This window comes from Pseudomonas sp. LH21 (assembly GCF_036549575.1).
Classification (GTDB): domain Bacteria; phylum Pseudomonadota; class Gammaproteobacteria; order Pseudomonadales; family Pseudomonadaceae; genus Aquipseudomonas; species Aquipseudomonas peradeniyensis.
The window spans coordinates 5,401,210-5,423,472 of the sequence record NZ_CP144367.1; the positions used below are offsets into that span (position 1 = coordinate 5,401,210).

Here is a 22,263-nt window from a genome sequence, read left to right on the forward strand (position 1 = left end):
GTGTGTGGGGCCTAACGCGACAGGCCGATGGCCAGCAGCACACGCTCCAGCAGGCCGGGTTTCGCGGCCGGGCGCAGCGGCGCGCGCATGGCCTCGGTGATCGCTTGCCCGAGCGCGTGGAAGGTGTAGCGCTGCTCGGCCAACTGCTGGCCATTGCGCGAGATACGCTCGGCCAGGGCGAGATCGCCACGCAGCCGGGCGAGCTTCTCGCGCAACTGCTCGAGGTCGCGGTAGAGCACGATATTGTGCATGTCGACGAAGCCCAGCGCCTGGTTCTCTTCCTCGCCCTGGTCATAGGCGAACAGGACGCAGCCACAGGCCATGGCTTCGAAGTTCTTGATCATGTATTCGCCCATGCCGACATCGGCACTGACGAAAAAGCGGATGCGACTGAGGGTCTGGCTGTATTCCTCGCCGGACTTGGTACGGGTGATCAGCAGGTTTTCAACCGCCGCGATCGACTCGAGCATCTGCTTGCGCCCGGAGTAGGCCACGCTGCGCAGGCTGCCGACGAACGCCAGCTCGATATCGCGCTCATGGTTTTCATTGCGCAGCAGCGCCTGGTCATACCCCTTGGGCACGAAGATCGCGTCGAAGCCTTCATCGCGCAGGCGTCGGGTGACCACCGCGCCGGAGGTGATGATCCGCGCCCATGGCAACTGGCGGTAGTACTCGCTGAACTTGCCGGTGTACTTGCAGGGGATGTAGTTCTGGTAGGCGTCGTGTTCGAGGATCACCAGGTTCGGAATCGTCCGAATGAAGCGCGCCTGGCGGATCTCTTTCTTGAACCGCAGGAAGAACAGGATGCGGTCGTACCGCTCGACCTGCACATGCTCGCGGAAATAGCTGCGCAGATCCGCCTGTTCGTCACCGGTCAACCAACGGATATCGCACTCGCAGTCGGCCGCGATGCCTTCGTACAGGCGGTCCAGGATGGCGCGTTGCTCTTTCTGGACCAGGAACAGGACTTTCACCGTGGTTCTCTCTTGTCGATCATTGTGCCGACCCACAGCAGTTCGTGGCGCCGTACGGCCTTGCGGAAGAATTCATTTTCACCGAATGCGGGCCAGCGCCGGGCGGCGAGGCAGCGCTGCAGGAAGCGACGGATTCGGCGCTTGAGCGGGGCCGCGGGCTGCAGGTCGTGCATCATACCCAAAGCGATGGCCTTTTGCCTCTGCTCTTGTGCCCCCACCCCAAGCACCCACGGACGCATGGGCATGCCGGCATCGAAGAAGGGTGGCAGAGGTACGCCGGTCCCGGCATCACCCATCGGCCAACGGTCATTGTCATGCAGGTGGTTGGCATAGAACAGCAGGGTTTCAGGCCGCCAGTCGGCGCTCTGCAACGCCTGCTGCAAGGCGTCATGGGCACACACATGGTCCGGGTGCGGATCCAGGGTCGGGTGCGGCATCACAATGGTTGCCGGACGCGCGCGCTCGATGAGCTCGCGCAGGTCCTGGACCAGGTTGACCCAGGTCGGTCGGCCATCGGCGTCGCTTTGCAACGCGACTTCGTTGAATCGACGGAATGGCCGGGTGTCGGTCAGGTCTGCCTCGCGCGACGGAATCGATGCCCCGGGCTCGGCCTGCATGGCGGGCAACTGCATGCAGAAATAGCCCAACTGCACGCATTGGCTGGAAGGCACGCCAGCCCAACGCGGCACGGCGACGCTGTCCCAGCTGCGCAATTGGCCCTTGAGCCGGGCCGCCTCGGTCAGGTCGAGGCCAAAGGTGTCGCGGTAGTACTCGTTCTCGATCTCGCCGGCGGTGAGGGTCACGATCCAGCTGCTCTTCGCCTGGGAATAGGCAGCGAACGCCGCCAGCTCGGCATCGTCGGCATGGGGGGCGATAACCATCAGGGTGCCGGCCAGGTAGTCGGGGTGGCGCAGCACCAGCAGTTCCATCTCCGGCTCGATGCGGCAATGGCGACCGCTCAAGCGTAACCGTCCGGCGCGCAGCGCCTCGGCCTGCCCGCTCAGGTTCAGATAACGCACACCCCGCACACCCCGCTCGAAAGCCTGGCAATCGGTTGTGTCACCTTCGATGCGTACTACCGGATCGAACAGCCGACCCAACCAGCCGGCACGCAGGCTCACCTGCAACAACAGCGTCTCGCTGCCGTCCAGCGTGCAATCGCCCGGCAAAGCCAGCCCCCCTTCCTGACTGCGCAGCGCATGACGCTCGCTGGCTTGCAGGTCATACTGGTAGTCGCTGCCCGGCACGTAGAACAGATGGTCGGAAAACCAGGCTTCATGGGCCACCCACAGCAGCACTGCGAGCACGGGCGGCAGCCACAGCGCCCACAGCGACGAGAACAGCAGCACGATCAGCGCCAGCAGCAGGATCACCCGTTTGCGCTTGCGATGGCGTTTGAGCAGTTGCTGTTTGTTGGCGCTCATGTTCAGACCTGGAAGACGTTGACGGGGTTGCACCAACGGTCCTTGTACTCCCGGTCGGCCCGACCGAACGAGAACCGCAGCATCTTGCCGCGGGCATTGGCATCCTCCCAGGCAGCCTGGGTATTGAGGAAGCTCAGTACGCTACCAGGGCTGAATGCCTTGGTCTGCGGGTCGACACCGCCGTTTACATATTCGACGCTGATCCATTGCGGCGCCTCGACGCAATACACCAGCTGAATGGCGATGGGCGCCCCGTCGAGGAACAGCACCGAACCGACCAGCAGCTCGCGCAGGCGCTCGACCACCTCGGCCATGCGGGCCGCGCCGGTGGCCGGGAAGCCCCAGCGACGCTGGAACAGATCACAGTACATCGCGGCGATCTCGGCTGCAGTGAAATCGCCGATCGGTCGCACCTGACCGCCCGCCTCTTCCAGCAAGCGCAGCTCACGACGCTGGTTGTAGCGAAATTTCTTCGACAGGTCTTCATGGGGCCGCGCCATGGCCAACTGCTCGGGTTGTGCCTTCAGGCCGGCGAAACGGCCCTGGTTCAACTCCGACAGGTAGCGACCGGCGTGGCGCAGCGGCGCCCCGGCATCGGCGGCGGCCGGCAGGATGATCTCGGCATTGCCCAGGTCGAACAGGCCTTTCTTGCCTTCGCGCTTGAGCACATCCTTGGACAGCGCCAGATGGCGCCCCCAGGTCGGCAGCGCGGCCTTGAGCTCGGCGCCTTGGAACCAGCCCAGGTAACGCACCGGGATCCCGGCCAGGTCCGCCAGTTGCTCGATCACCAACGGGTGCGTGGCGACACTGCCGCCATGACGCTGCCAGGCGTCGCTGTACGCGGCCGCGTCGATCACTTGCCAGCCGCGTTCGCGCCAGGCCTTGAGATGATTGAGCATCAGGCCTCCGCCATCAGCGCGCGGACTTGCGGCAGTTGCCAGAAGGCATCACGCACCGCCTGGTCGCTGAAGCGCTGCTGCAGACGCTGCAGCATATGCCCGGCGCATGCCTCGCGCTGCTGCGCGTCCAGGCCGGCCATGTGCTTCAGGCCCTGGGCCAGCTGCGCGGCATCGCCCAGTGGGAACAGCACACCCACGCCCTCGACCACTTCCCGGGCACCGCCACAGGCGGTGGCCAGCACCGGCACGCCAGCGACCATGGCTTCGAGCAGGACCATGCCGAACGGCTCATGGTCGGAGCTCAAGGCGAACACGTCGAAAGCACGGAAATAGCGGCGAGCGTCCGGTACCTGGCCGAGGAAGTCGACCTGCCCGGCGATGCCCAACTCGGCAGCCAGGGCCTTGAGTTTCGCCTCGAGACGCCCCTTGCCCAGGATCGCCAGGCGCGCGCCGGACGGCAGCCCCGGCAAGGCTTCGGCGAAACCACGCAGCAGCGTGGCCTGGTCCTTGTCCGGATGCAGACGGCCGACGTTGCCGACCACCCAGGCACGTTCATCCAGGCCCAAGGCCCGGCGCGCCTCGTCACGCGGCACCAGGCTGGCCTGCAGTGCCTCGACGTCGATGCGGTTGTACAAAGTCTGGATACGCTCGGCAGGCCATTGACCCAGGCAGCGACGCATGTCGTCGCGCACCGCGTCCGACACACCGAGCAGGCTCAGGCGCTTGCGGAACAGATTGGCGAACAGCCGCCGCCCTTTGCGCTCATAGTCGCTGAAGGCATGGTGCACGCCAATCACCGGCAGGCCGGTCCCGAGCAGCGCGACATAGATCGGCTTGAAGCGATGAGCGATGCAAAAGCTGAAATTGCGCTGCGCGGCGATCTCGCGCAGCGCGCGGATCGCGCCCAGCTTCAGGCCGCGCACGGCCTTGGAGCTGAACTCGAGAAACAGCACCTCGTCCGAGGCACAGCCGGCAGCTACTTTCGCGTCGGCTGCCCCGGTGAGGAACACGGTAGTGACCTTGTAGCCGCTGCCCTGGAACAGGCTGGCGTATTGACGGGCACAATCGAGAAACGGCCCGTCATAGCCATGGCAGAACTGCAGGATGCGCGGTTCAGAGCGGCTGGTCATACGGCGCGGCGCCTTCCTTGACCACCAGGATGTCTTCCATGATCAGGTACTGCAGGTCCGAGCCGAAGAACATGTTCAGGGCGTCGGTCGGCGAGCAGATCATGGGTTCGCCACGGCGGTTCAGCGAGGTGTTCAGCGACACGCCGTTGCCGGTCAGGTCTTCCAGCGCTTTCATCATGTCGTAGTAGCGCGGGTTGTACTCGCGCTTGAGCACCTGGGCGCGCGAAGTGCCGTCTTCGTGCACAACTTCCGGCACGCGGGTCTTCCACTCTTCGGCGACTTCGAAGGTGAAGGTCATGAACGGCGCGGGGTGATCGATCTTGATCATCTGCGGCGCGACGGTGTCCAGCATCGACGGGCAGAAAGGTCTCCAGCGCTCGCGGAACTTGATCTGGTGGTTGATGCGATCGGCCACGCCTTCAACGCTCGGGCAGCCGATGATCGAACGACCACCCAGCGCACGCGGACCGAACTCCATGCGGCCCTGGAACCACGCCACCGGGTTGCCATCGACCATGATCTTGGCGATCTGCTCGGGCATGTTCTCGAGCTTGCGCCATGCGGGCTGGTTCGGGTGACGGGCACAGGCGGCAATCACGTCTTCGTTGGAGTACGCAGGGCCGAGGTAGACATGCTCCATCTTCTCGACCGGCACGCCACGGGCGTGGGACACGTAGGCGGCCGCACCAACGGCGGTACCGGCGTCGCCGGAGGCCGGCTGGACGAACAGCTCTTTCACGTCGTCGCGGGCGATGATCTTCTGGTTCAGCTTGACGTTCAGCGCGCAGCCGCCGGCGAAGGCCAGCTTGCCGGTCTCTTTCAGCGTGTCGCCCAGGTAATGGTCGATCATCTGCAGGGCCAGCTTCTCGAACAGCGCCTGCATGCTGGCGGCGTAATGGATGTACGGCTCGTCGGCGATATCGCCTTCGCGCTTCGGACCCAGCCACTCGATCAGCTTGGGCGAGAAGTAGAAGCCCTTGCCCTTCTCTTTATAACGGCGCAGGCCGATGACGTTGGCGTATTCGGTGTTGATCACCAGCTCGCCGTTTTCGAAGCTGGCCAGGCGCGAGAAGTCATACTTGCTGGCGTCGCCATATGGCGCCATGCCCATGACCTTGAACTCGCCATCGAGCATTTCGAAACCGAGGAACTCGGTGATCGCGCCATACAGGCCGCCCAGCGAGTCCGGATCGAAGAATTCCTTGATCTTGTGGATCTTGCCGTTTTCGCCGTAGCCGAAGAAGGTGGTGGCGTACTCGCCCTTGCCGTCGATACCAAGGATCGCGGTTTTCTCTTTGAAACCCGAGCAGTGGTAGGCGCTGGAGGCGTGAGCCAGGTGGTGCTCGACCGGCTCGATCTTGATCTTCTTCGGATCGAAGCCCAGTTGCTCCAGGCACCAGACGATCTTCTTGCGGTAGCGCTTGTAGCGGCGGTTGCCCATCAGCAGCGCGTCGAGGGCGCGGTCCGGGGCGTACCAGTAGCGCTTGGCGTAATGCCAGCGGGCCTTGCCGAACAGGCTGATCGGGGCGAACGGAATGGCCACCACATCGACGTCCGACGGCTTGATGCCGGCCTGCTCCAGGCAGAACTTCGCCGACTCGTAGGGCATGCGGTTCTTCGCATGCTTGTCACGCACGAAGCGCTCTTCTTCGGCGGCGGCAATCAGCTTGCCGTCGATGTACAGGGCCGCGGAAGGGTCATGGCTAAGGGCGCCGGACAGGCCAAGAATCGTCAGTGCCAAGGGTCTAGCCTCTCAAATCGGTATGAAGTGCGCCAACGGCCATTCGGGCGGATGGCGGCTAAAGGGCGGGATTATAACGCAAACGCCATGCACTGCACGGTCGTTGTAGGAGCGGCCTTGTGCCGCGAAAGGGACGCGTAGCGGCCCCGGGGCTCAGCGTCACAGCGAACATCGCCGGGGCCGCCTTGCGGCCCTTTCGCGGCACAAGGCCGCTCCTACAGGGTTCGTACGGGTTACTCGGCGATCAGCCAGTCCATACGGAAGCTGCCGGCGGTCTGCGCCAGCTCCTTGGCCAGCCACGGCAGCAGCGTCTTGAGCTCGTCCTCCAGGCCCCACGGCGGGTTGGCGATGGCCAGGCCTGAGCCGTTCAGGCCCTGCGGGCTGTCCTGGTGGTGCACGTAGAGCTCGACCCGCAGCAACTTCGGCGCGCCGGTGCTGGTCAGGTCCTGGTAGAAGCGGGTCAGCGAGCGCTGGTCCTTGATCGGGTACCAGATCGCCGCGACAGTCTGGCGCATGCGACCGATCGCCTCTTTCATGGCCACGGTGCAGCGCTTGAGCTCGTCGGCCTGCTCGAACGGCGGGTCGATCAGCATGATCGCGCGCTTTTCCTGCACTGGCAGCAGGGCCCGGGCGATATGCCAACCCTCACCCAGATGCACGGTGACCCGCGGATCCTTTTTCATGTTTTCCTTGAGCAGCGCCCCATCTTCAGGGTGCTTCTCGTTGAGCAGGGCACGGTCCTGCTGGCGCATCAGGCGGCGCGCCAGCTCCGGCGAGCCCGGGTAGTAGCGCAGCTCGCCGTCCTGGTTCAGGCGCTTGATGATGCGCAGGTAGTCGGCGGTCGCTTCCGGCAGGTCGTCGCGGTTCCACAGGCGGGCCACGCCCTCGAGGTATTCGCCGGTACGGCTCGCCTGGTCGCCCTGCAGGTCGTAGAGACCCAGGCCGGCGTGGGTATCGATGTAGGCGAACGGCTGCTCCTTGCGCGACATCAGGGCGATGAGGCGGGTGAGCACGATGTGCTTGAGGACATCGGCATGGTTGCCGGCGTGGAAGGCGTGACGATAGTTCATGAGGACTCCTGCGGGGGCGACAAGTTTACCTTGCCTTGCAGTCGGCACAAAGCATCGCGGGGCAAGCCCGCTCCCACAAATGCCCGAGGACACGTGGGAGCGGGCTTGCCCCGCGATAGGGATAACGCCGGTTCAGCAGGCGTTACTTGTCGGCGTGGTACGCCGCGTCAGCGGTTTCAAAACGCGAAACCATGCTGTTCGACGGGCTGCCCAGCTTGCTCACCACGAAGATGGCGATGCTGGCGAACAGGAAGCCCGGGATGATCTCGTACAGGCCCATGTCCACGTAGTTTTTCCACAGGATCACGGTCAGCGCGCCGACCACGATACCGGCCAGGGCGCCGTTGCGGGTCATGCCCTTCCACAGCACCGAGATCAGCACCACCGGACCGAAGGCGGCACCGAAGCCGGCCCAGGCGTAGGCCACCAGGCCCAGCACGCGGTTTTCCGGATTGGACGCCATGGCGATGGCGATCAGCGCGACGGCCAGGACCATCAGACGGCCGACCCACACCAGCTCCTTCTGCGAAGCGTTCTTGCGCAGGAAGGCCTTGTAGAAGTCTTCGGTCAGTGCGCTGGAGCACACCAGCAGCTGGCAGCTCAGGGTGCTCATCACCGCGGCCAGGATGGCCGACAGCAGGATACCGGCGATCCACGGGTTGAACAGGATCTTGGCCAACTCGATGAACACGCGCTCATGGTTCTCGGTAACCGGGCCGGCCAGGTCTGGGTGCGCCGAGAAGTAGGCGATACCGAAGAAACCGACGGCGCAGGTACCGGCCAGGCACAGGATCATCCAGGTCATGGAGATGCGGCGGGCGTTGGCGATCGATTTGACCGAGTCGGCGGCCATGAAGCGCGCCAGGATGTGCGGCTGGCCGAAGTAGCCCAGGCCCCAGCCCATCAGCGAGATGATGCCGATGAAGGTCGCGCCCTTGAACATGTCGAAGTGCGCCGGGTTCACCGCGTCGATGGCAGCGAAGGTCTGGTCGAAGCCGCCAGTGGAGATCAGCACGATCACCGGGGTGAGGATCAGCGCGAAGATCATCAGCGAAGCCTGTACGGTATCGGTCCAGCTTACAGCCAGGAAACCACCGATGAAGGTGTAGGCGATAGTCGCCGCGGCACCGGCCCACAGGGCGGTTTCGTAGGACATGCCGAAGGTGCTTTCGAACAGGCGGGCGCCGGCGACGATGCCGGAAGCGCAGTAGATGGTGAAGAACACCAGGATGACGATCGCCGAGATGATCCGCAGCAGACCGGTCTGGTCTTCGAAACGGCTGGAGAAGTAGTCCGGCAGGGTCAGGGCATCACCGTTGTGCTCGGTCTGCACACGCAGACGGCCGGCGACGAACAGCCAGTTCAGGTAGGCGCCGACGGTCAGGCCGATGGCGATCCAGGCCTCGGAAAGGCCCGCGAAGTAGATGGCGCCCGGCAGGCCCATCAACAGCCAGCCGCTCATGTCCGATGCGCCGGCGGAAAGCGCGGTAACCACGCTGCCGAGACTACGGCCGCCGAGAATATAGTCGGAAAGGTTCTTGGTGGAGCGATAGGCGGCGAAGCCGATCAGCACCATTGCCGCAATGTAGATCACGAAAGTGATCGTTAGTGGATTGCCCATGAGTTGTGCCCTGGCGTTGTTTTTATCTCTTGCGACCGCCGCGCACGACGGTTGCACCCAGGCGGCGAATCCTATGCAACAACATGAACGAGGTGCAACCATTTTTCATTTGCAAGTTGCACCCAGCCATGGTTTTTCGGACAAAGCCCCTTTTTTGCTCCTTTTCGGAGCAAACACAGCGTTTTACATAAGCAAAAGCAGCAAAAAAGACCGTTTCGGCTTTAAGGAAACACCCTTCAGACGAGTTGCACCTTTACCGTGAAGATTTCGGGTTGCACCCGGTTGCACCCGAATTGTCCTACAGGCTAATCTTGCCTTCAGCTTAGGCCACATCCGTGACCAATAACGAGGATAAGAAATGGCGACGACCACCCTTGGGGTCAAACTCGACGACCCGACCCGTGAGCGACTCAAAGCAGCTGCGCAGTCCATCGACCGCACGCCGCACTGGTTGATCAAGCAAGCGATCTTCAACTATCTCGAGAAGCTCGAGGGTGGCGCCACCCTGAACGACCTCAACGGCCATGCTGCCGCTGGCGACGACGCCGGCGAAGTCGCCGCCGACCATGCCCACCAGTGCTTCCTGGAGTTCGCCGAAAGCATCCTGCCGCAGTCGGTACTGCGCTCGGCGATCACCGCCGCCTACCGCCGTCCCGAGCAGGAAGTGGTGCCGATGCTGCTGGAGCAGGCACGTCTGCCGGCCGCCCAGGCCGAAGCCACCAACAAGCTGGCCGCGAGCCTTGCCGACAAACTGCGCAACCAGAAGAGCGCCGGCGGCCGTGCCGGCATCGTCCAGGGCCTGCTGCAGGAGTTCTCGCTGTCCTCCCAGGAAGGCGTGGCGCTGATGTGCCTGGCCGAAGCCCTGCTGCGCATCCCCGACAAAGGCACCCGTGACGCACTGATCCGCGACAAGATCAGCACCGGCAACTGGCAGCCGCACCTGGGCAACAGCCCGTCGCTGTTCGTCAACGCCGCCACCTGGGGCCTGCTGCTGACCGGCAAGCTGGTCAGCACCCACAACGAATCCGGCCTGACCTCCTCGCTCACCCGCATCATCGGCAAGAGCGGCGAGCCGATGATCCGCAAGGGCGTCGACATGGCCATGCGCCTGATGGGCGAGCAGTTCGTCACCGGCGAGACCATCGCCGAGGCACTGGCCAACGCCAGCAAGTTCGAAGCCAAGGGCTTCCGCTACAGCTACGACATGCTCGGCGAAGCCGCGCTGACCGAGCACGACGCGCAGAAATACCTGGCCTCCTACGAGCAGGCGATCCACTCGATCGGCAAGGCCTCGCACGGCCGCGGCATCTATGAAGGCCCGGGCATCTCGATCAAGCTCTCGGCCCTGCACCCGCGCTACAGCCGCGCCCAGTACGAACGCGTGATGAGCGAGCTGTACCCGCGCCTGCTGTCGCTGACCCTGCTGGCCAAGCAGTACGACATCGGCCTGAACATCGACGCCGAGGAAGCCGACCGCCTGGAGCTGTCGCTGGACCTGCTCGAGCGCCTGTGCTTCGAGCCGTCGCTGGCCGGCTGGAACGGCATCGGCTTCGTCATCCAGGCCTACCAGAAGCGCTGCCCGTACGTGATCGACTATGTCATCGACCTGGCCAAGCGCAGCCGTCACCGCCTGATGATCCGCCTGGTGAAGGGCGCCTACTGGGACAGCGAGATCAAGCGCGCCCAGGTCGAGGGCCTGGAAGGCTATCCGGTCTACACCCGCAAGGTGTACACCGACGTGTCCTACGTCGCCTGCGCCCGCAAGCTGCTGGCCGTGCCAGAAGCCATCTACCCGCAGTTCGCCACCCACAACGCCCACACCCTGTCGGCCATCTACACCATCGCCGGGCAGAACTACTACCCGGGCCAGTACGAGTTCCAGTGCCTGCACGGCATGGGCGAACCGCTATACGAGCAAGTCGTGGGCAAGATCTCCGAGGGCAAGCTGAACCGTCCGTGCCGCGTGTACGCACCGGTCGGCACCCACGAGACCCTGCTGGCCTACCTGGTCCGCCGCCTGCTGGAAAACGGCGCCAACACCTCGTTCGTCAACCGCATCGCCGACCACTCGATCTCCATCCAGGAACTGGTCGCCGACCCGGTCGCCAGCATCGAGCGCATGGGCACCCAGGAAGGCAGCATCGGCCTGCCGCACCCACGCATCCCGATGCCGCGTGAACTGTACGGCAGCGAGCGGGCCAACTCGGCCGGCATCGACATGGCCAACGAACACCGCCTGGCGTCGCTGTCCTGCGCCCTGCTGGCCACCGCCCACAACGACTGGAAAGCCACGCCGCTGCTGGCCTGCGCCGCCAGCGAGCAGCCGGCCGTACCGGTGCTCAACCCGGCCGACCACCGCGATGTCGTGGGTCATGTACAGGAAGCCACCGTCGCCGACGTCGACAACGCCATCCAGTGCGCGCTGAACGCCGCGCCGATCTGGCAGGCCACTCCGCCGGCCGAACGCGCCGCGATCCTCGAACGCGCCGCCGACCTGATGGAAGCCGACATCCAGCCGCTGATGGGCCTGCTGGTGCGCGAAGCCGGCAAGACCTTCGCCAACGCCATCGCCGAAGTACGCGAGGCCGTGGACTTCCTGCGCTACTACGCGGTGCAGGCGCGCAACGACCTGCGCAACGACAGCTGCCGCCCGCTGGGCCCGGTGGTGTGCATCAGCCCGTGGAACTTCCCGCTGGCGATCTTCTCCGGCCAGGTGGCCGCGGCGCTGGCCGCCGGCAACCCGGTACTGGCCAAGCCGGCCGAACAGACCCCGTTGGTCGCCGCCCAGGCCGTGCGCCTGCTGCTGGAAGCCGGCATCCCCGAAGGCGTGCTGCAACTGCTGCCAGGCCAGGGCGAAACCGTCGGTGCCGGCCTGGTCGGTGACGAGCGTGTCAAGGGCGTGATGTTCACCGGCTCCACCGAAGTCGCCCGCCTGCTGCAACGCAACATCGCCGGGCGCCTGGACAATCAGGGCCGCCCGATCCCGCTGATCGCCGAAACCGGCGGCCAGAACGCCATGATCGTCGACTCCTCGGCACTGACCGAGCAGGTGGTGATCGATGTGGTTTCCTCGGCCTTCGACAGTGCCGGCCAGCGTTGCTCGGCCCTGCGCGTGCTGTGCTTGCAGGAAGACTCCGCCGACCGCGTGATCGAGATGCTCAAGGGCGCCATGGCCGAAAGCCGCCTGGGCAACCCGGAGCGCCTGTCCGTGGACATCGGCCCGGTGATCGACGCCGAAGCCAAGGCCGGCATCGAGAAGCACATCCAGGGCATGCGCGACAAAGGCCGCACCGTCTACCAGGTGGCCATCGCCGAAGGCGAGGAGATCAAGCGCGGCACCTTCGTGATGCCGACCCTGATCGAACTGGAAAGCTTCGACGAGCTCAAGCGCGAGATCTTCGGCCCAGTGCTGCACGTGGTGCGCTACAACCGCAAGGACCTGGACCAGCTGATCGAGCAGATCAACGCTTCCGGCTACGGCCTGACCCTGGGCGTGCACACCCGCATCGACGAGACCATCGCCAAGGTGGTGGACAACGTCAACGCCGGCAACATGTACGTCAACCGCAACATCGTCGGTGCCGTGGTCGGCGTGCAGCCGTTCGGCGGTGAAGGCCTGTCGGGCACCGGCCCGAAAGCCGGCGGCCCGCTGTACCTGTACCGCCTGCTGTCGACCCGCCCGGCCGACGCCATCGCCCGCCACTTCCAGGCCGACGATGCGCGCAGCCAGGCCGACACCACCCTGCGCGACCAGCAGCTCAAGCCGCTGACCACCCTCAAGACCTGGGCGGCCAGCAGCCAGATGAGCGACCTGGCCGCGCTGTGCGAGCAGTTCGCCGAGCAGTCGCAGAGCGGCATCACCCGCGTGCTGCCAGGCCCGACCGGCGAGCGCAACACCTACAGCGTGCTGCCACGCGAACACGTGCTGTGCCTGGCCGACAACGAGGCCGACCTGCTGGCCCAGCTGGCGGCGGTACTGGCCGTGGGTAGCTCGGCGGTGTTCCAGGACGGCGAGCCTGCCAAGACCGTGCGCGGCCGTCTGCCGAAGGAGCTGCAAGCGAAAATCAAGCTGGTGGCCGACTGGAGCAAGGACGAGGTGGCCTTCGACGCGGTCATCCACCACGGTCACTCCGACCAGCTGCGCGGCGTCTGCGAGCAGGTGGCCAAGCGTGCCGGCGCGATCGTCGGCGTGCACGGGCTGTCGAGCGGCGATCACCAGATCGCCCTGGAACGCCTGGTGATCGAGCGGGCGGTGAGCGTGAACACCGCGGCGGCAGGTGGTAACGCCAGCCTGATGACCATCGGCTGACGCTAACGGTCGTTGAACGGAAAAGGAGAGCTCAGGCTCTCCTTTTTTTGTGGGAGCAACTGTCTTGCCGAGATTTCTCAACCTGGCACGGTCCCTGTAGGAGCGGCCTTGCGTCGCGAAAGGGCCGCAAAGCGGCCCCGGCGATCTTTGCGACAACGCTGAAATCCCGGGGCTGCTGCGCAGCCCTTTCGCGACGCAAGGCCCCTCCTACATTTGTTTCGGGCCAGTATCTCCTGTGCCAATACCTGATCCGCCTTATTGGCTCGAAACAATTTCAGCGTGGGCATTACTGCCGCCCCACATGACTCAAGGCATGCGCCAAGGCGGGCAGCGGTACTCTCACAGGACTCATTGGCCCGAAACAGATGTAGGAGCGGCCTTGCCTCGCGCGGGCGGCGCTCGATCTCATAGGCGCTGAAGAACTTTCGGCGAACACCTGGCAGCCCTCACCTAATCAGGAAAAGCCCGCGCAACTAAAGTGAAGCAACCATCACGCAGATTTCTTTTTCACCGTGAAGTCAACTTCCAGGTCGGCGTTCGCCAGAATATTCACCAGTGCATCCAGCGAGAACTTGTCTATCTTGCCATTGAGCAAGTCACTCAAGCGTGGCTGAGTCAGATGCAGTTGCCGTGCTGCGTCTTTCTGCGGCAGATCCCAGGACCGGACAATCCTGGCCAACACCCTCATCAGCTTCGCCCGAAGCCGCAGGTTCTCGGCCTCTTCCGGTGAGTCGAACAGCGCATCCCATACCGAAGTGGAGCGTTCGTTTGTCATCGCAAATCCCTCTGTGCATCCGTCTCGTTCAAACACTGTCGACTCCAGCTCAGCAGGCGCCCAACCATTTGTATCGCGCTTTCGCCAGATCGATATCGCGCTTTTCCGTCTTCTCGGTCGTCTTGCGAAACGCGTGCAGGACATAAACCGCTTCTGGTCGACTCACGACGTAGAACACCCGAAACGCCCCGTCCTGGCACTTGATGCGGATTTCCCGCGTCCCAGGCCCAACGCTTTCCATTGGTTTCCAGTCGAAGGGGGCCTCACCGCCCTGGATCAGCTCCAGCTGATACCCGGCCCGCTGCCTTGCCACAATCGGAAAGTCCCGCAGGTCCTGCTTGCTGCTACCCAACCATTCGATTGGCTTTTGCCCATCATGCATCCTGCACGCTCCCGCCAATGCACTCGCCTGGCTTGTCCATACCGGAGGCGTAAGCTCTCCATGAGCGGCAAAGATAAAACTATATCGATATCGATATAAGCGCAATTGCGTGACAAGGCTTTGCGACGGGTAACACCCACGCCCATACCGCCCGGCGCAACCCAAGACGGCCTGGGCGACGGCAACTTCTGTCCCCATATCACCCAAACCAATTAACCTGTCCCCTGCCCCATCACCTTGCCTAGACTCGCTGCATCCCGAACCAGGAATGCCGCCATGTCCGAGCAACTCCTCAGCAGCCGCAACCTCGCCTTCGAACTCTACGAAGTCCTCGACGCCGAGGCCCTGACCCAGCGCCCGCGCTTCGCCGAGCACAGCCGCGAGACCTTCGACGCGGCGCTGACCACCGCCCGCACCATTGCCGAAAAGTACTTCGCCCCGCACAACCGCAAGGGCGATGAAAATGAGCCGCGCTACGTGGACGGCAGTGCCGAGCTGATCCCGGAGGTAAAACCTGCGGTCGACGCCTTCCTCGAAGCGGGCTTCCTCAACGCCAACCGCGACTTCGAAGTCGGCGGCATGCAGCTGCCCAGCCTGGTGTCGCAAGCCTGCTTCGCCCACTTCCAGGCCGCCAACGCTGGCACCACGGCCTACCCGTTCCTGACCATGGGCGCGGCCAACCTGATCGAGAGCTTCGCCAGCGTCGAACAGCAGCGCCTGTTCCTGCAACCGATGATCGAAGGCCGCTACTTCGGCACCATGGCCCTGACCGAGCCCCATGCCGGCTCGTCCCTGGCCGACATCCGCACCCGCGCCGAACCCGCAAGCGACGGCACCTACCGACTCAAGGGCAACAAGATCTTCATCTCCGGCGGCGACCACGAGCTTTCGGAGAACATCGTGCACATGGTCCTGGCCAAGCTGCCGGACGCGCCGCCAGGTGTGAAGGGCATCTCGCTGTTCATCGTGCCCAAGTACCTGGTCAACGCCGACGGCAGCCTGGGGCCGCGCAACGACGTGCTGCTGGCCGGCCTGTTCCACAAGATGGGCTGGCGCGGCACCACCTCCACGGCGCTTAACTTCGGGGACAACGGCCAGTGTGTCGGCTACCTGGTGGGCCAGCCGCACCAGGGCCTGGCCTGCATGTTCCAGATGATGAACGAAGCGCGCATCGGCGTCGGCATGGGCGCGGTGATGCTGGGCTACGCCGGCTACCTGTATTCCCTGGACTACGCCCGCCAACGTCCACAGGGCCGCCTGCCGGACAACAAGGACCCGCATAGCCCCGCCGTGCCGATCATCGAGCACAGCGATGTGAAGCGCATGCTGCTGGCACAGAAGGCCTACGTCGAGGGTGCTTTCGACCTGGGCCTGTACGCGGCCCGGCTGTTCGATGACACCCACACCGTCGCGGATGCTGAGGCTCGCCGGCAAGCCTTGGAACTGCTCGACCTGCTCACCCCCATCGTCAAGTCCTGGCCCTCGGCGTTCTGCCTGAAAGCCAACGAACTGGCGATCCAGATCCTTGGCGGCCACGGCTACACCCGTGAGTACCCGGTCGAGCAGTATTACCGCGACAACCGTCTCAACCCGATCCACGAGGGCACCGAGGGCATCCAGTCCCTCGACCTGCTCGGGCGCAAGCTGGCGCAGAACAACGGCGCCGGGCTCAAGCAACTGATTCGCCTGATCGCCGGCACCTGCGAGCGCGCCAGCCATCACCCGAACCTCGATCCGTTGCGCCAGCCCCTGGAGCACCTGGTCAACCGCCTGCAGAGCGTGACCCTCACCCTGCTCGGCGACCTGGCCGCCGGCAAGGTCGCCGGCGCGCTGGCCAACTCGGCGCTGTACCTCAAGGTGTTCGGCCACTGCGTGATCGGCTGGCGCTGGCTGGAGCAGGCCATTCATGCCGAGGTCGGCCTGCTCAAGGGCAGCGATCGCGACTTCTACCTGGGCAAACTTCAGGCCGCGCGTTATTTCCTAACCTGGGAAGTGCCGGGCTGCCATAATGACCTCGCTTTGCTCGAGGCCCGCGACGACACCTGCCTCGCGATGCAAGAGGGGTGGTTCTAGGGGGAACCACCGCACACACGGAGGTTTCCGATGTTCGACTCCAGCACCCTGCTGCGCCAGCGCTTTGCCGCGCTGCGCAGCACGGCCGAACTGTTCTCGCTTCGCCATGTGAAGCAATCGCACCAGTCACTGTCGGTGCGGCGCAACGTCGCCGAGCCGCCCTTCTTCAGCCAGGACGAAGGCGCCATGCTCACCGTGCGGGTGGAGGGCGTCGAGGCCTACGCGGCCACCGCCGACCTGTCCCAGGCCGGGCTGCAACGCGCCCTTGAGCAGGCCGAGGCGCTGGCCCGGCGGATCAAGGCCAGCAGCCTGCTCGACCTGAGCAACCAGCCGGCCCCGGACGGGCGCCACGACCATGTCTCGCCCAACTTCGAACAGCCTCTGCCCAACCTCGCCGACTGCCTGGACCTGCTGGCCGCCGAATCGGCCAGCGTGCCCAAGGACGAACGCCTGGTGGACTGGCAGGCCAGCCTGGGCATCAGCGTGGTCGAGCAGACCTACCTGAACTCCGCCGGCGCCGAGCTGCGCCATGCCCAACGCTTCGTCTACCCGGGCTTGGGCGTCACCGCCAGCGACGGCCAGGACAGCCAGAGCCGTAGCCTGGGCCGGGAAAACTTCGGCCAGCAGGGCGGCTTCGAGGTGATCGAGCGCTGTGGCCTGGTCGGCGCGGCCCGCCGGGTGGCCGACGAGGCGCTGCAACTGCTGCTGGCGCCGAATACCCCAAGCGGCCGGCGCGACCTGCTGCTGATGCCCGACCAGATGATGCTGCAGATCCACGAGTCCATCGGCCACCCGCTGGAGCTGGACCGCATCCTCGGCGATGAGCGCAACTACGCCGGCACCAGCTTCGTCAAAGCCGGCGACTTTGGCCATCTGCAGTACGGCTCGAAGCTGCTCAACGTGACCTTCGATCCGACCCTTCGCGAGGAGCTGGCCAGCTACAGCTTCGATGACGACGGCACCCCGGCCAGCAAGCAGTTCCTGATCCGCGACGGCCTGCTGGAGCGCCCCCTGGGCGGCGCCCTGTCGCAGCTGCGCTCGGGCCTGGACGGCGTCGCCAACAGCCGCGCCTGCGGCTGGAACCGCGCGCCGATCGACCGCATGGCCAACCTCAACATCGAGCCGGGCGACCAGTCGCTCGAACAACTGGTCAGTGGCATCGAGCACGGCATCCTGATGCGCACCAACCGCTCCTGGTCCATCGACGATGCGCGCAACAAGTTCCAGTTCGGCTGCGAGTGGGGGCAGTTGATCGAAAACGGCGAGCTCAAGGGCGTGGTGAAGAACCCGAACTACCGGGGCATCTCCGCCGACTTCTGGCGCAACCTCTCGGCCGTGGGCGACAGCAGCACCTTCCAGGTGCTCGGCACGCCCAACTGCGGCAAGGGCGAGCCCAACCAGGTAGTGCGCGTCGGCCATGCCTCGCCGGCCTGCGTGTTCCGCCAGATCGACGTATTCGGGGGAGACGCCTGATGAGCACCCTGTACCAGCAACGTTTCGAAAACCTGCTCGACAGCCTGAACGCCGCCGTGCAGCCGGGCGAGCAGTTCACCCTCGGCTACAGCGCCGAGCATTCGCAGTTCGTGCGCTTCAACCATGCCAAGGTGCGCCAGGCCGGGCTGGTCAGCCAGGCCAGCGTGCACCTGCGACTGGTGCGCGAAGGGCGCCAGGCCGAGCAGCAGATCACCCTGGGGGACGATCCCGAGCTCGACCAGCGGCGTCTGCACGACGCCCTGGTGCAGTTGCGCCAGACCTTGCCATTGCTGGCGGTGGATCCCTACCTGAACCTCGACGACAGCGCCTGGCACAGCCATAGCCTGCTGGAGCAGCCATTGCCCGAACTGGACGAAGTGCTGGCCCTGGTCGAGCGCGAAGCCGGCGACCTGGACCTGGTCGGCATCTATGCCGCCGGCCCCATCTGCCGGGGCTTCGCCAGTTCCTTCGGGGCCTTCGGCTGGCACCAGGCGAACAGTTTCAACTTCGACTGGAGCCTGTTCCACGCCAACGGCCAAGCGGTCAAGGCCAACTATGCCGGACAGGCCTGGAGCGGCGAGACCTTCGCCGCGCGCCTGCGCCAGGCCCGCGAACAGCTGGCGTACCTGGGACGCCCGGCCATCACCCTCAAGCCCGGCAGCTACCGTGCCTACCTGGCGCCAGCGGCGATGGACGAGATCGCCGGCATGCTCTGCTGGGGCGGTTTCTCCGCGCAGGCCCTGGCCACGGGCAACAGCCCGCTGCAGCGCCTGTACAACGGCGACGCGCAACTGAGCCCGCAGGTGAGTTTCAGCGAGCAGGTCAGCGGCTCGCTGAGCCCGGCGTTCTCCGACGAAGGCTCGCCCCGTCGCGACCTGCTGCTGATCGGCGAAGGCCGTGCGCTGGAGCGGCTGGTAAGCGCCCGCAGCGCCGCCGAGTTCGCCCAGGAGGCCAATGGCGCCGACAGCCATGAGTCGCCGTGCGCGCTGAGCCTGGCACCGGGCAACCTGCCCGGCGAAGAGGTACTGGAGCGTCTGGGCACCGGGCTGTACATCAGCAACCTGTGGTACCTGAACTATTCGGACCTGCCCGCGGCGCGCATGACCGGGCTGACCCGCTTCGCCACGTTTTGGGTGGAAAATGGGCAGATTCAGGGGCCGGTAAGCACCATGCGCTTCGACGACAGCCTGTACAACCTGCTGGGCAGCCAGCTCGAAGACCTGACCCAGGAGCGCGAGATGATCCTCTCGACCAGCACCTACGGGCAGCGCAGCACCGGGTCGAGTCATTTGCCGGGGGCGTTGGTCCAAGGGCTCACCTTGACCTTGTAAGACTACAGCGTGGGAGCGGGCTTGCCCCGCGATAGGGCCAGTCAAGGCAACATCAATGGCTGATCCGACGCCATCGCGGGGCAAGCCCGCTCCCACGCTGTGGACTGCTCCCACGCCCCTCCCACAATGGGCCCCACACTCGCCTGAGGTTTCTCATGCCCGACCGCGCACCACTGGACCCCGTCACCGCCCGCTGGATCCCCTGGGTGGTGGCCATCGCCTTCTTCATGCAGTCGCTCGACGGCACCATCCTCAACACCGCGCTGCCGGCCATGGCCCGCTCCCTGGCCGAGGACCCGCTGCGCATGCAGGGGGTGATCATCGCCTACATGCTCACCGTGGCCCTGCTGATCCCGGCCTCGGGCTGGATCGCCGACCGTTTCGGCACCAAGCGCATCTTCTTCAGCGCCATCCTGCTGTTCAGCTTCGGTTCGCTGTTGTGCGCCATGGCCAACAGCCTCGGTTTCCTGATCCTCGCCCGGGTGATCCAGGGCCTTGGCGGCGCGCTGATGCTGCCGGTCGGGCGCCTGGTGGTGCTGCGCGCCTACCCGCGCTCGGAGCTGGTGCGGATCATGAGTTTCATCACCATCCCCGGCCTGCTCGGCCCGCTGCTGGGTCCGACCCTGGGCGGCTGGCTGGTGGAGATCCTCAGCTGGCACTGGATCTTCCTGATCAACCTGCCGGTGGGGGCACTGGGCTGCTACGCCGTGTGGAAGTTCATCCCCGATCTGCGCGGCGCCGAACGCACCAGCTTCGATGGCCCGGGCTTCCTGCTGTTCGGCGCGGCGATGGTGCTGATCACCATCGCCATGGAGGGCCTGGGCGAATTGCACCTGCCGCACCTGCGGGTGATGCTGTTGCTGTTCGCCGGCATGGCCTGCCTGGCCGCCTACTGGCTGCGCGCCGGACGTGATCCGGAGCCCCTGTTCTCGCCCTCGCTGTTCCGCGTACGAACCTTCGCCATCGGCATCCTCGGCAACCTGTTCGCCCGCCTGGGCAGCGGCGCCCTGCCCTTCCTGGTGCCGTTGCTGCTGCAGGTGGCGTTGGGCTATTCGCCGGCCCAGGCCGGCATGAGCATGATCCCGCTGGCGGCGGCGGCGATGCTCGCCAAGTCCATCGCCCGGCCGCTGATCGAGCGCCTGGGCTATCGCATCGTACTGACCGGCAACACCCTGCTGCTGGGCCTGCTGCTGGCCAGCCTGGGGCTGGTCGACGAGCAGACGCCCTATGCCTTGCTGCTGGTGCAACTGGCGCTGCTGGGGGCGGTCAACTCGATGCAGTTCACGGCGATGAACACCGTGACCCTGATCGACCTCGACGACGCCAGCGCCAGCAGCGGCAACAGCCTGCTGTCGGTGGTCGCGCAACTGTCGCTGAGCCTGGGCGTGGCCTGCGCCGGCGCCTTGCTCGGCGGCTTCACCGCGGCCGGCAGCGGCGATGGTGTGGAGAGCACCTTGGGCGCGTTCCAGCTGACCTTCGTCACCATCGGCGTGATGGCCATGCTGGCGGCGGCGATCTTCCTGCAACTGGCGCCGACGGACGGAAGGCGTGCGCGTCGTCCGGAAGAACACGTCGAGTCGTAGGGTGAATGGCTTCGAGGCTGGTAGACTATGCGGCATTTTTCGCTTCGCACCGTAGGCCCGCCTCGTGACCGTTGAAACCACCGCTTTTGCCACCCTACCGCTGTCCGCCGCCATGCTGGCCAACCTGGACGCCCTGGGCTACGCCTCGATGACGCCGATCCAGGCCCAGAGCCTGCCGGTCATCCTCAAGGGCCAGGACCTGATCGCCCAGGCCAAGACCGGTAGCGGCAAGACCGCCGCTTTCGGCATCGGCCTGCTCAACCCGATCAATCCGCGCTACTTCGGCTGCCAGGCCCTGGTGCTGTGCCCGACCCGCGAACTGGCCGACCAGGTGGCCAAGGAGCTGCGCCGCCTGGCCCGCGCCGAGGACAACATCAAGATCCTCACCCTGTGCGGCGGCGTCTCGCTGGGCCCGCAGATCGCCTCGCTGGAACACGGCGCGCACATCATCGTCGGCACCCCGGGGCGCATCCAGCAGCACCTGGACAAAGGCACACTGGTGCTCGACGGCCTCAACACCCTGGTCCTGGACGAAGCCGACCGCATGCTCGACATGGGCTTCTTCGACGCCATCGCCAGCATCATCGGCAAGACCCCGTCGCGCCGCCAGACCCTGCTGTTCTCCGCCACCTACCCGGCCGGCATCGAGCAACTGGCCAAGGACTTCATGCGCCAGCCGCAGCAGGTCAAGGTCGAGGCGCTGCACAGCGACAGCCAGATCGAACAGCGCTTCATCGAGATCGACCCGCAGCAGCGCCTGGAAGCGGTGACCCGCGTGCTCGGCCACTACCGCCCGCAGTCCTGCGTGGCGTTCTGCTTCACCAAGCAGCAGTGCGAAGACCTGGTCACCCACCTGACCGCCAAGGGCATCGTCGCCCAGGCCCTGCATGGCGACCTGGAGCAGCGCGATCGCGACCAGGTGCTGACGATGTTCGCCAACCGCAGCAGCTCGGTGCTGGTGGCCACCGACGTGGCCGCCCGTGGCCTGGACATCGACGGCCTGGACCTGGTGATCAACGTCGAGCTGGCCCGTGACGCCGAGATCCACGTGCACCGCGTCGGCCGTACCGGTCGCGCCGGCGAGAAAGGCGTGGCGATCAGCCTGGTGGCCCCGGCCGAAGGCCATCGCGCCCAGGCCATCGAGGACCTGCAGAACAAGCCGCTGCGCTGGGAACAGCTGGACAACCTCAAGAACAAGGGAGGCGAGCCGCTGCTGCCGGCGATGACTACCCTGTGCATCGGTGCCGGACGCAAGGACAAGCTGCGTCCGGGCGACATCCTCGGCGCGCTGACCGGCGATGCCGGGCTGCCGGGCAAGCAGGTGGGCAAGATCGCCATCTTCGATTTCGTGGCGTTCGTGGCTGTGGAGCGGGCGGTGGCCAAGCAGGCCATGCAGCGGCTGAACAGCGGCAAGATCAAGGGTCGTGCCCTGAAAGTCCGTATTATCTAAGCCCTGCACAGATCCCGTGGGAGCGGGC

General features: G+C 65.3%; 16 protein-coding genes. 7 read left to right on the forward strand and 9 right to left on the reverse strand.

Features of this window, described 5'->3' with window-relative positions:
* Positions 1-11: 11 nt before the first annotated feature.
* From VUG52_RS24640 to putP, 7 genes are all read right to left on the reverse strand, one after another.
* On the reverse strand, positions 12-974 hold the full coding sequence (locus VUG52_RS24640) for a glycosyltransferase family protein (RefSeq protein WP_050707192.1): 963 nt from the start codon (positions 972-974) through the stop codon (positions 12-14).
* Complete coding sequence (locus tag VUG52_RS24645) at positions 971-2,398, reverse strand: PIG-L deacetylase family protein (RefSeq protein ID WP_050707193.1); 1,428 nt, start codon at positions 2,396-2,398, stop codon at positions 971-973. Before VUG52_RS24645 ends, VUG52_RS24640 begins: the two co-directional genes overlap by 4 nt.
* A 2-nt stretch (positions 2,399-2,400) precedes the next feature.
* The gene (locus VUG52_RS24650) at positions 2,401-3,297 is read right to left on the reverse strand and encodes an antimicrobial resistance protein Mig-14 (protein WP_050707194.1); all 897 of its coding nucleotides are present in this window, start codon (positions 3,295-3,297) and stop codon (positions 2,401-2,403) included.
* Positions 3,297-4,427, reverse strand: a complete 1,131-nt coding sequence (locus VUG52_RS24655) for a glycosyltransferase (protein ID WP_331832202.1) — start codon at positions 4,425-4,427, stop codon at positions 3,297-3,299. Before VUG52_RS24655 ends, VUG52_RS24650 begins: the two co-directional genes overlap by 1 nt.
* The gene (locus VUG52_RS24660) at positions 4,411-6,168 is read right to left on the reverse strand and encodes a carbamoyltransferase family protein (protein WP_050707196.1); all 1,758 of its coding nucleotides are present in this window, start codon (positions 6,166-6,168) and stop codon (positions 4,411-4,413) included. Before VUG52_RS24660 ends, VUG52_RS24655 begins: the two co-directional genes overlap by 17 nt.
* A gap of 233 nt (positions 6,169-6,401) precedes the next feature.
* Positions 6,402-7,238, reverse strand: coding sequence for a 23S rRNA (adenine(2030)-N(6))-methyltransferase RlmJ (locus tag VUG52_RS24665; protein WP_050707197.1), 837 nt, complete (start codon positions 7,236-7,238; stop codon positions 6,402-6,404).
* Positions 7,239-7,380: 142 nt separating this feature from the next.
* The gene (putP, locus tag VUG52_RS24670) at positions 7,381-8,859 is read right to left on the reverse strand and encodes a sodium/proline symporter PutP (protein ID WP_050707198.1); all 1,479 of its coding nucleotides are present in this window, start codon (positions 8,857-8,859) and stop codon (positions 7,381-7,383) included.
* Between putP and VUG52_RS24675 the strand changes: the two genes are divergently transcribed.
* Both VUG52_RS24675 and putA read left to right on the forward strand, forming a co-directional pair.
* On the forward strand, positions 8,858-9,121 hold the full coding sequence (locus VUG52_RS24675; protein ID WP_156329675.1) for a hypothetical protein: 264 nt from the start codon (positions 8,858-8,860) through the stop codon (positions 9,119-9,121). The two genes, putP and VUG52_RS24675, sit on opposite strands and share 2 nt — an antisense overlap.
* A gap of 96 nt (positions 9,122-9,217) precedes the next feature.
* A complete protein-coding gene (gene putA / locus VUG52_RS24680) occupies positions 9,218-13,168 on the forward strand; it encodes a trifunctional transcriptional regulator/proline dehydrogenase/L-glutamate gamma-semialdehyde dehydrogenase (protein WP_331832203.1) in 3,951 nt (1,316 codons plus the stop codon).
* A 490-nt stretch (positions 13,169-13,658) separates the two neighbouring features.
* Here putA and VUG52_RS24685 read toward each other — a convergent pair whose 3' ends face one another.
* Positions 13,659-13,943, reverse strand: a complete 285-nt coding sequence (locus VUG52_RS24685; protein WP_050707200.1) for a helix-turn-helix domain-containing protein — start codon at positions 13,941-13,943, stop codon at positions 13,659-13,661.
* Positions 13,944-13,992: 49 nt separating this feature from the next.
* Positions 13,993-14,325 carry a type II toxin-antitoxin system RelE/ParE family toxin gene (locus VUG52_RS24690; RefSeq protein WP_050707201.1) on the reverse strand — a complete coding sequence of 111 codons (333 nt, stop codon included), beginning with the start codon at positions 14,323-14,325 and terminating at the stop codon, positions 13,993-13,995.
* Between the two features lie 276 nt (positions 14,326-14,601).
* Here VUG52_RS24690 and VUG52_RS24695 point away from each other — a divergent pair, with 276 nt between their 5' ends.
* The 5 genes from VUG52_RS24695 (at position 14,602) to dbpA (ending at position 22,235) form a co-directional block, all read left to right on the forward strand.
* Complete coding sequence (locus VUG52_RS24695) at positions 14,602-16,398, forward strand: acyl-CoA dehydrogenase (RefSeq protein ID WP_050707202.1); 1,797 nt, start codon at positions 14,602-14,604, stop codon at positions 16,396-16,398.
* A 30-nt stretch (positions 16,399-16,428) separates the two neighbouring features.
* Positions 16,429-17,871, forward strand: a complete 1,443-nt coding sequence (locus VUG52_RS24700) for a TldD/PmbA family protein (RefSeq protein WP_050707203.1) — start codon at positions 16,429-16,431, stop codon at positions 17,869-17,871.
* On the forward strand, positions 17,871-19,202 hold the full coding sequence (locus VUG52_RS24705) for a TldD/PmbA family protein (protein ID WP_050707204.1): 1,332 nt from the start codon (positions 17,871-17,873) through the stop codon (positions 19,200-19,202). The genes VUG52_RS24700 and VUG52_RS24705 overlap by 1 nt, the downstream gene beginning before the upstream one ends.
* 155 nt (positions 19,203-19,357) lie before the next feature.
* The gene (gene mdtD / locus VUG52_RS24710) at positions 19,358-20,785 is read left to right on the forward strand and encodes a multidrug transporter subunit MdtD (protein ID WP_050707205.1); all 1,428 of its coding nucleotides are present in this window, start codon (positions 19,358-19,360) and stop codon (positions 20,783-20,785) included.
* A 112-nt stretch (positions 20,786-20,897) separates the two neighbouring features.
* Positions 20,898-22,235, forward strand: a complete 1,338-nt coding sequence (gene dbpA, locus VUG52_RS24715) for an ATP-dependent RNA helicase DbpA (protein WP_256206027.1) — start codon at positions 20,898-20,900, stop codon at positions 22,233-22,235.
* Positions 22,236-22,263: the final 28 nt, after the last annotated feature.

Coding starts and splice junctions, on each gene's coding strand:
- VUG52_RS24705 (WP_050707204.1), top strand. CDS start 17,871: ATGAGCACCCTGTACCAGCAACGTTTCGAAAACCTGCTCGACAGCCTG.
- VUG52_RS24700 (WP_050707203.1), top strand. CDS start 16,429: ATGTTCGACTCCAGCACCCTGCTGCGCCAGCGCTTTGCCGCGCTGCGC.
- VUG52_RS24695 (WP_050707202.1), top strand. CDS start 14,602: ATGTCCGAGCAACTCCTCAGCAGCCGCAACCTCGCCTTCGAACTCTAC.
- VUG52_RS24665 (WP_050707197.1), bottom strand. CDS start 7,238: ATGAACTATCGTCACGCCTTCCACGCCGGCAACCATGCCGATGTCCTC.
- putP (WP_050707198.1), bottom strand. CDS start 8,859: ATGGGCAATCCACTAACGATCACTTTCGTGATCTACATTGCGGCAATG.
- VUG52_RS24685 (WP_050707200.1), bottom strand. CDS start 13,943: ATGACAAACGAACGCTCCACTTCGGTATGGGATGCGCTGTTCGACTCA.
- VUG52_RS24655 (WP_331832202.1), bottom strand. CDS start 4,427: ATGACCAGCCGCTCTGAACCGCGCATCCTGCAGTTCTGCCATGGCTAT.
- mdtD (WP_050707205.1), top strand. CDS start 19,358: ATGCCCGACCGCGCACCACTGGACCCCGTCACCGCCCGCTGGATCCCC.
- VUG52_RS24645 (WP_050707193.1), bottom strand. CDS start 2,398: ATGAGCGCCAACAAACAGCAACTGCTCAAACGCCATCGCAAGCGCAAA.
- dbpA (WP_256206027.1), top strand. CDS start 20,898: ATGCTGGCCAACCTGGACGCCCTGGGCTACGCCTCGATGACGCCGATC.
- VUG52_RS24690 (WP_050707201.1), bottom strand. CDS start 14,325: ATGCATGATGGGCAAAAGCCAATCGAATGGTTGGGTAGCAGCAAGCAG.
- VUG52_RS24675 (WP_156329675.1), top strand. CDS start 8,858: ATGAGTTGTGCCCTGGCGTTGTTTTTATCTCTTGCGACCGCCGCGCAC.
- VUG52_RS24650 (WP_050707194.1), bottom strand. CDS start 3,297: ATGCTCAATCATCTCAAGGCCTGGCGCGAACGCGGCTGGCAAGTGATC.
- putA (WP_331832203.1), top strand. CDS start 9,218: ATGGCGACGACCACCCTTGGGGTCAAACTCGACGACCCGACCCGTGAG.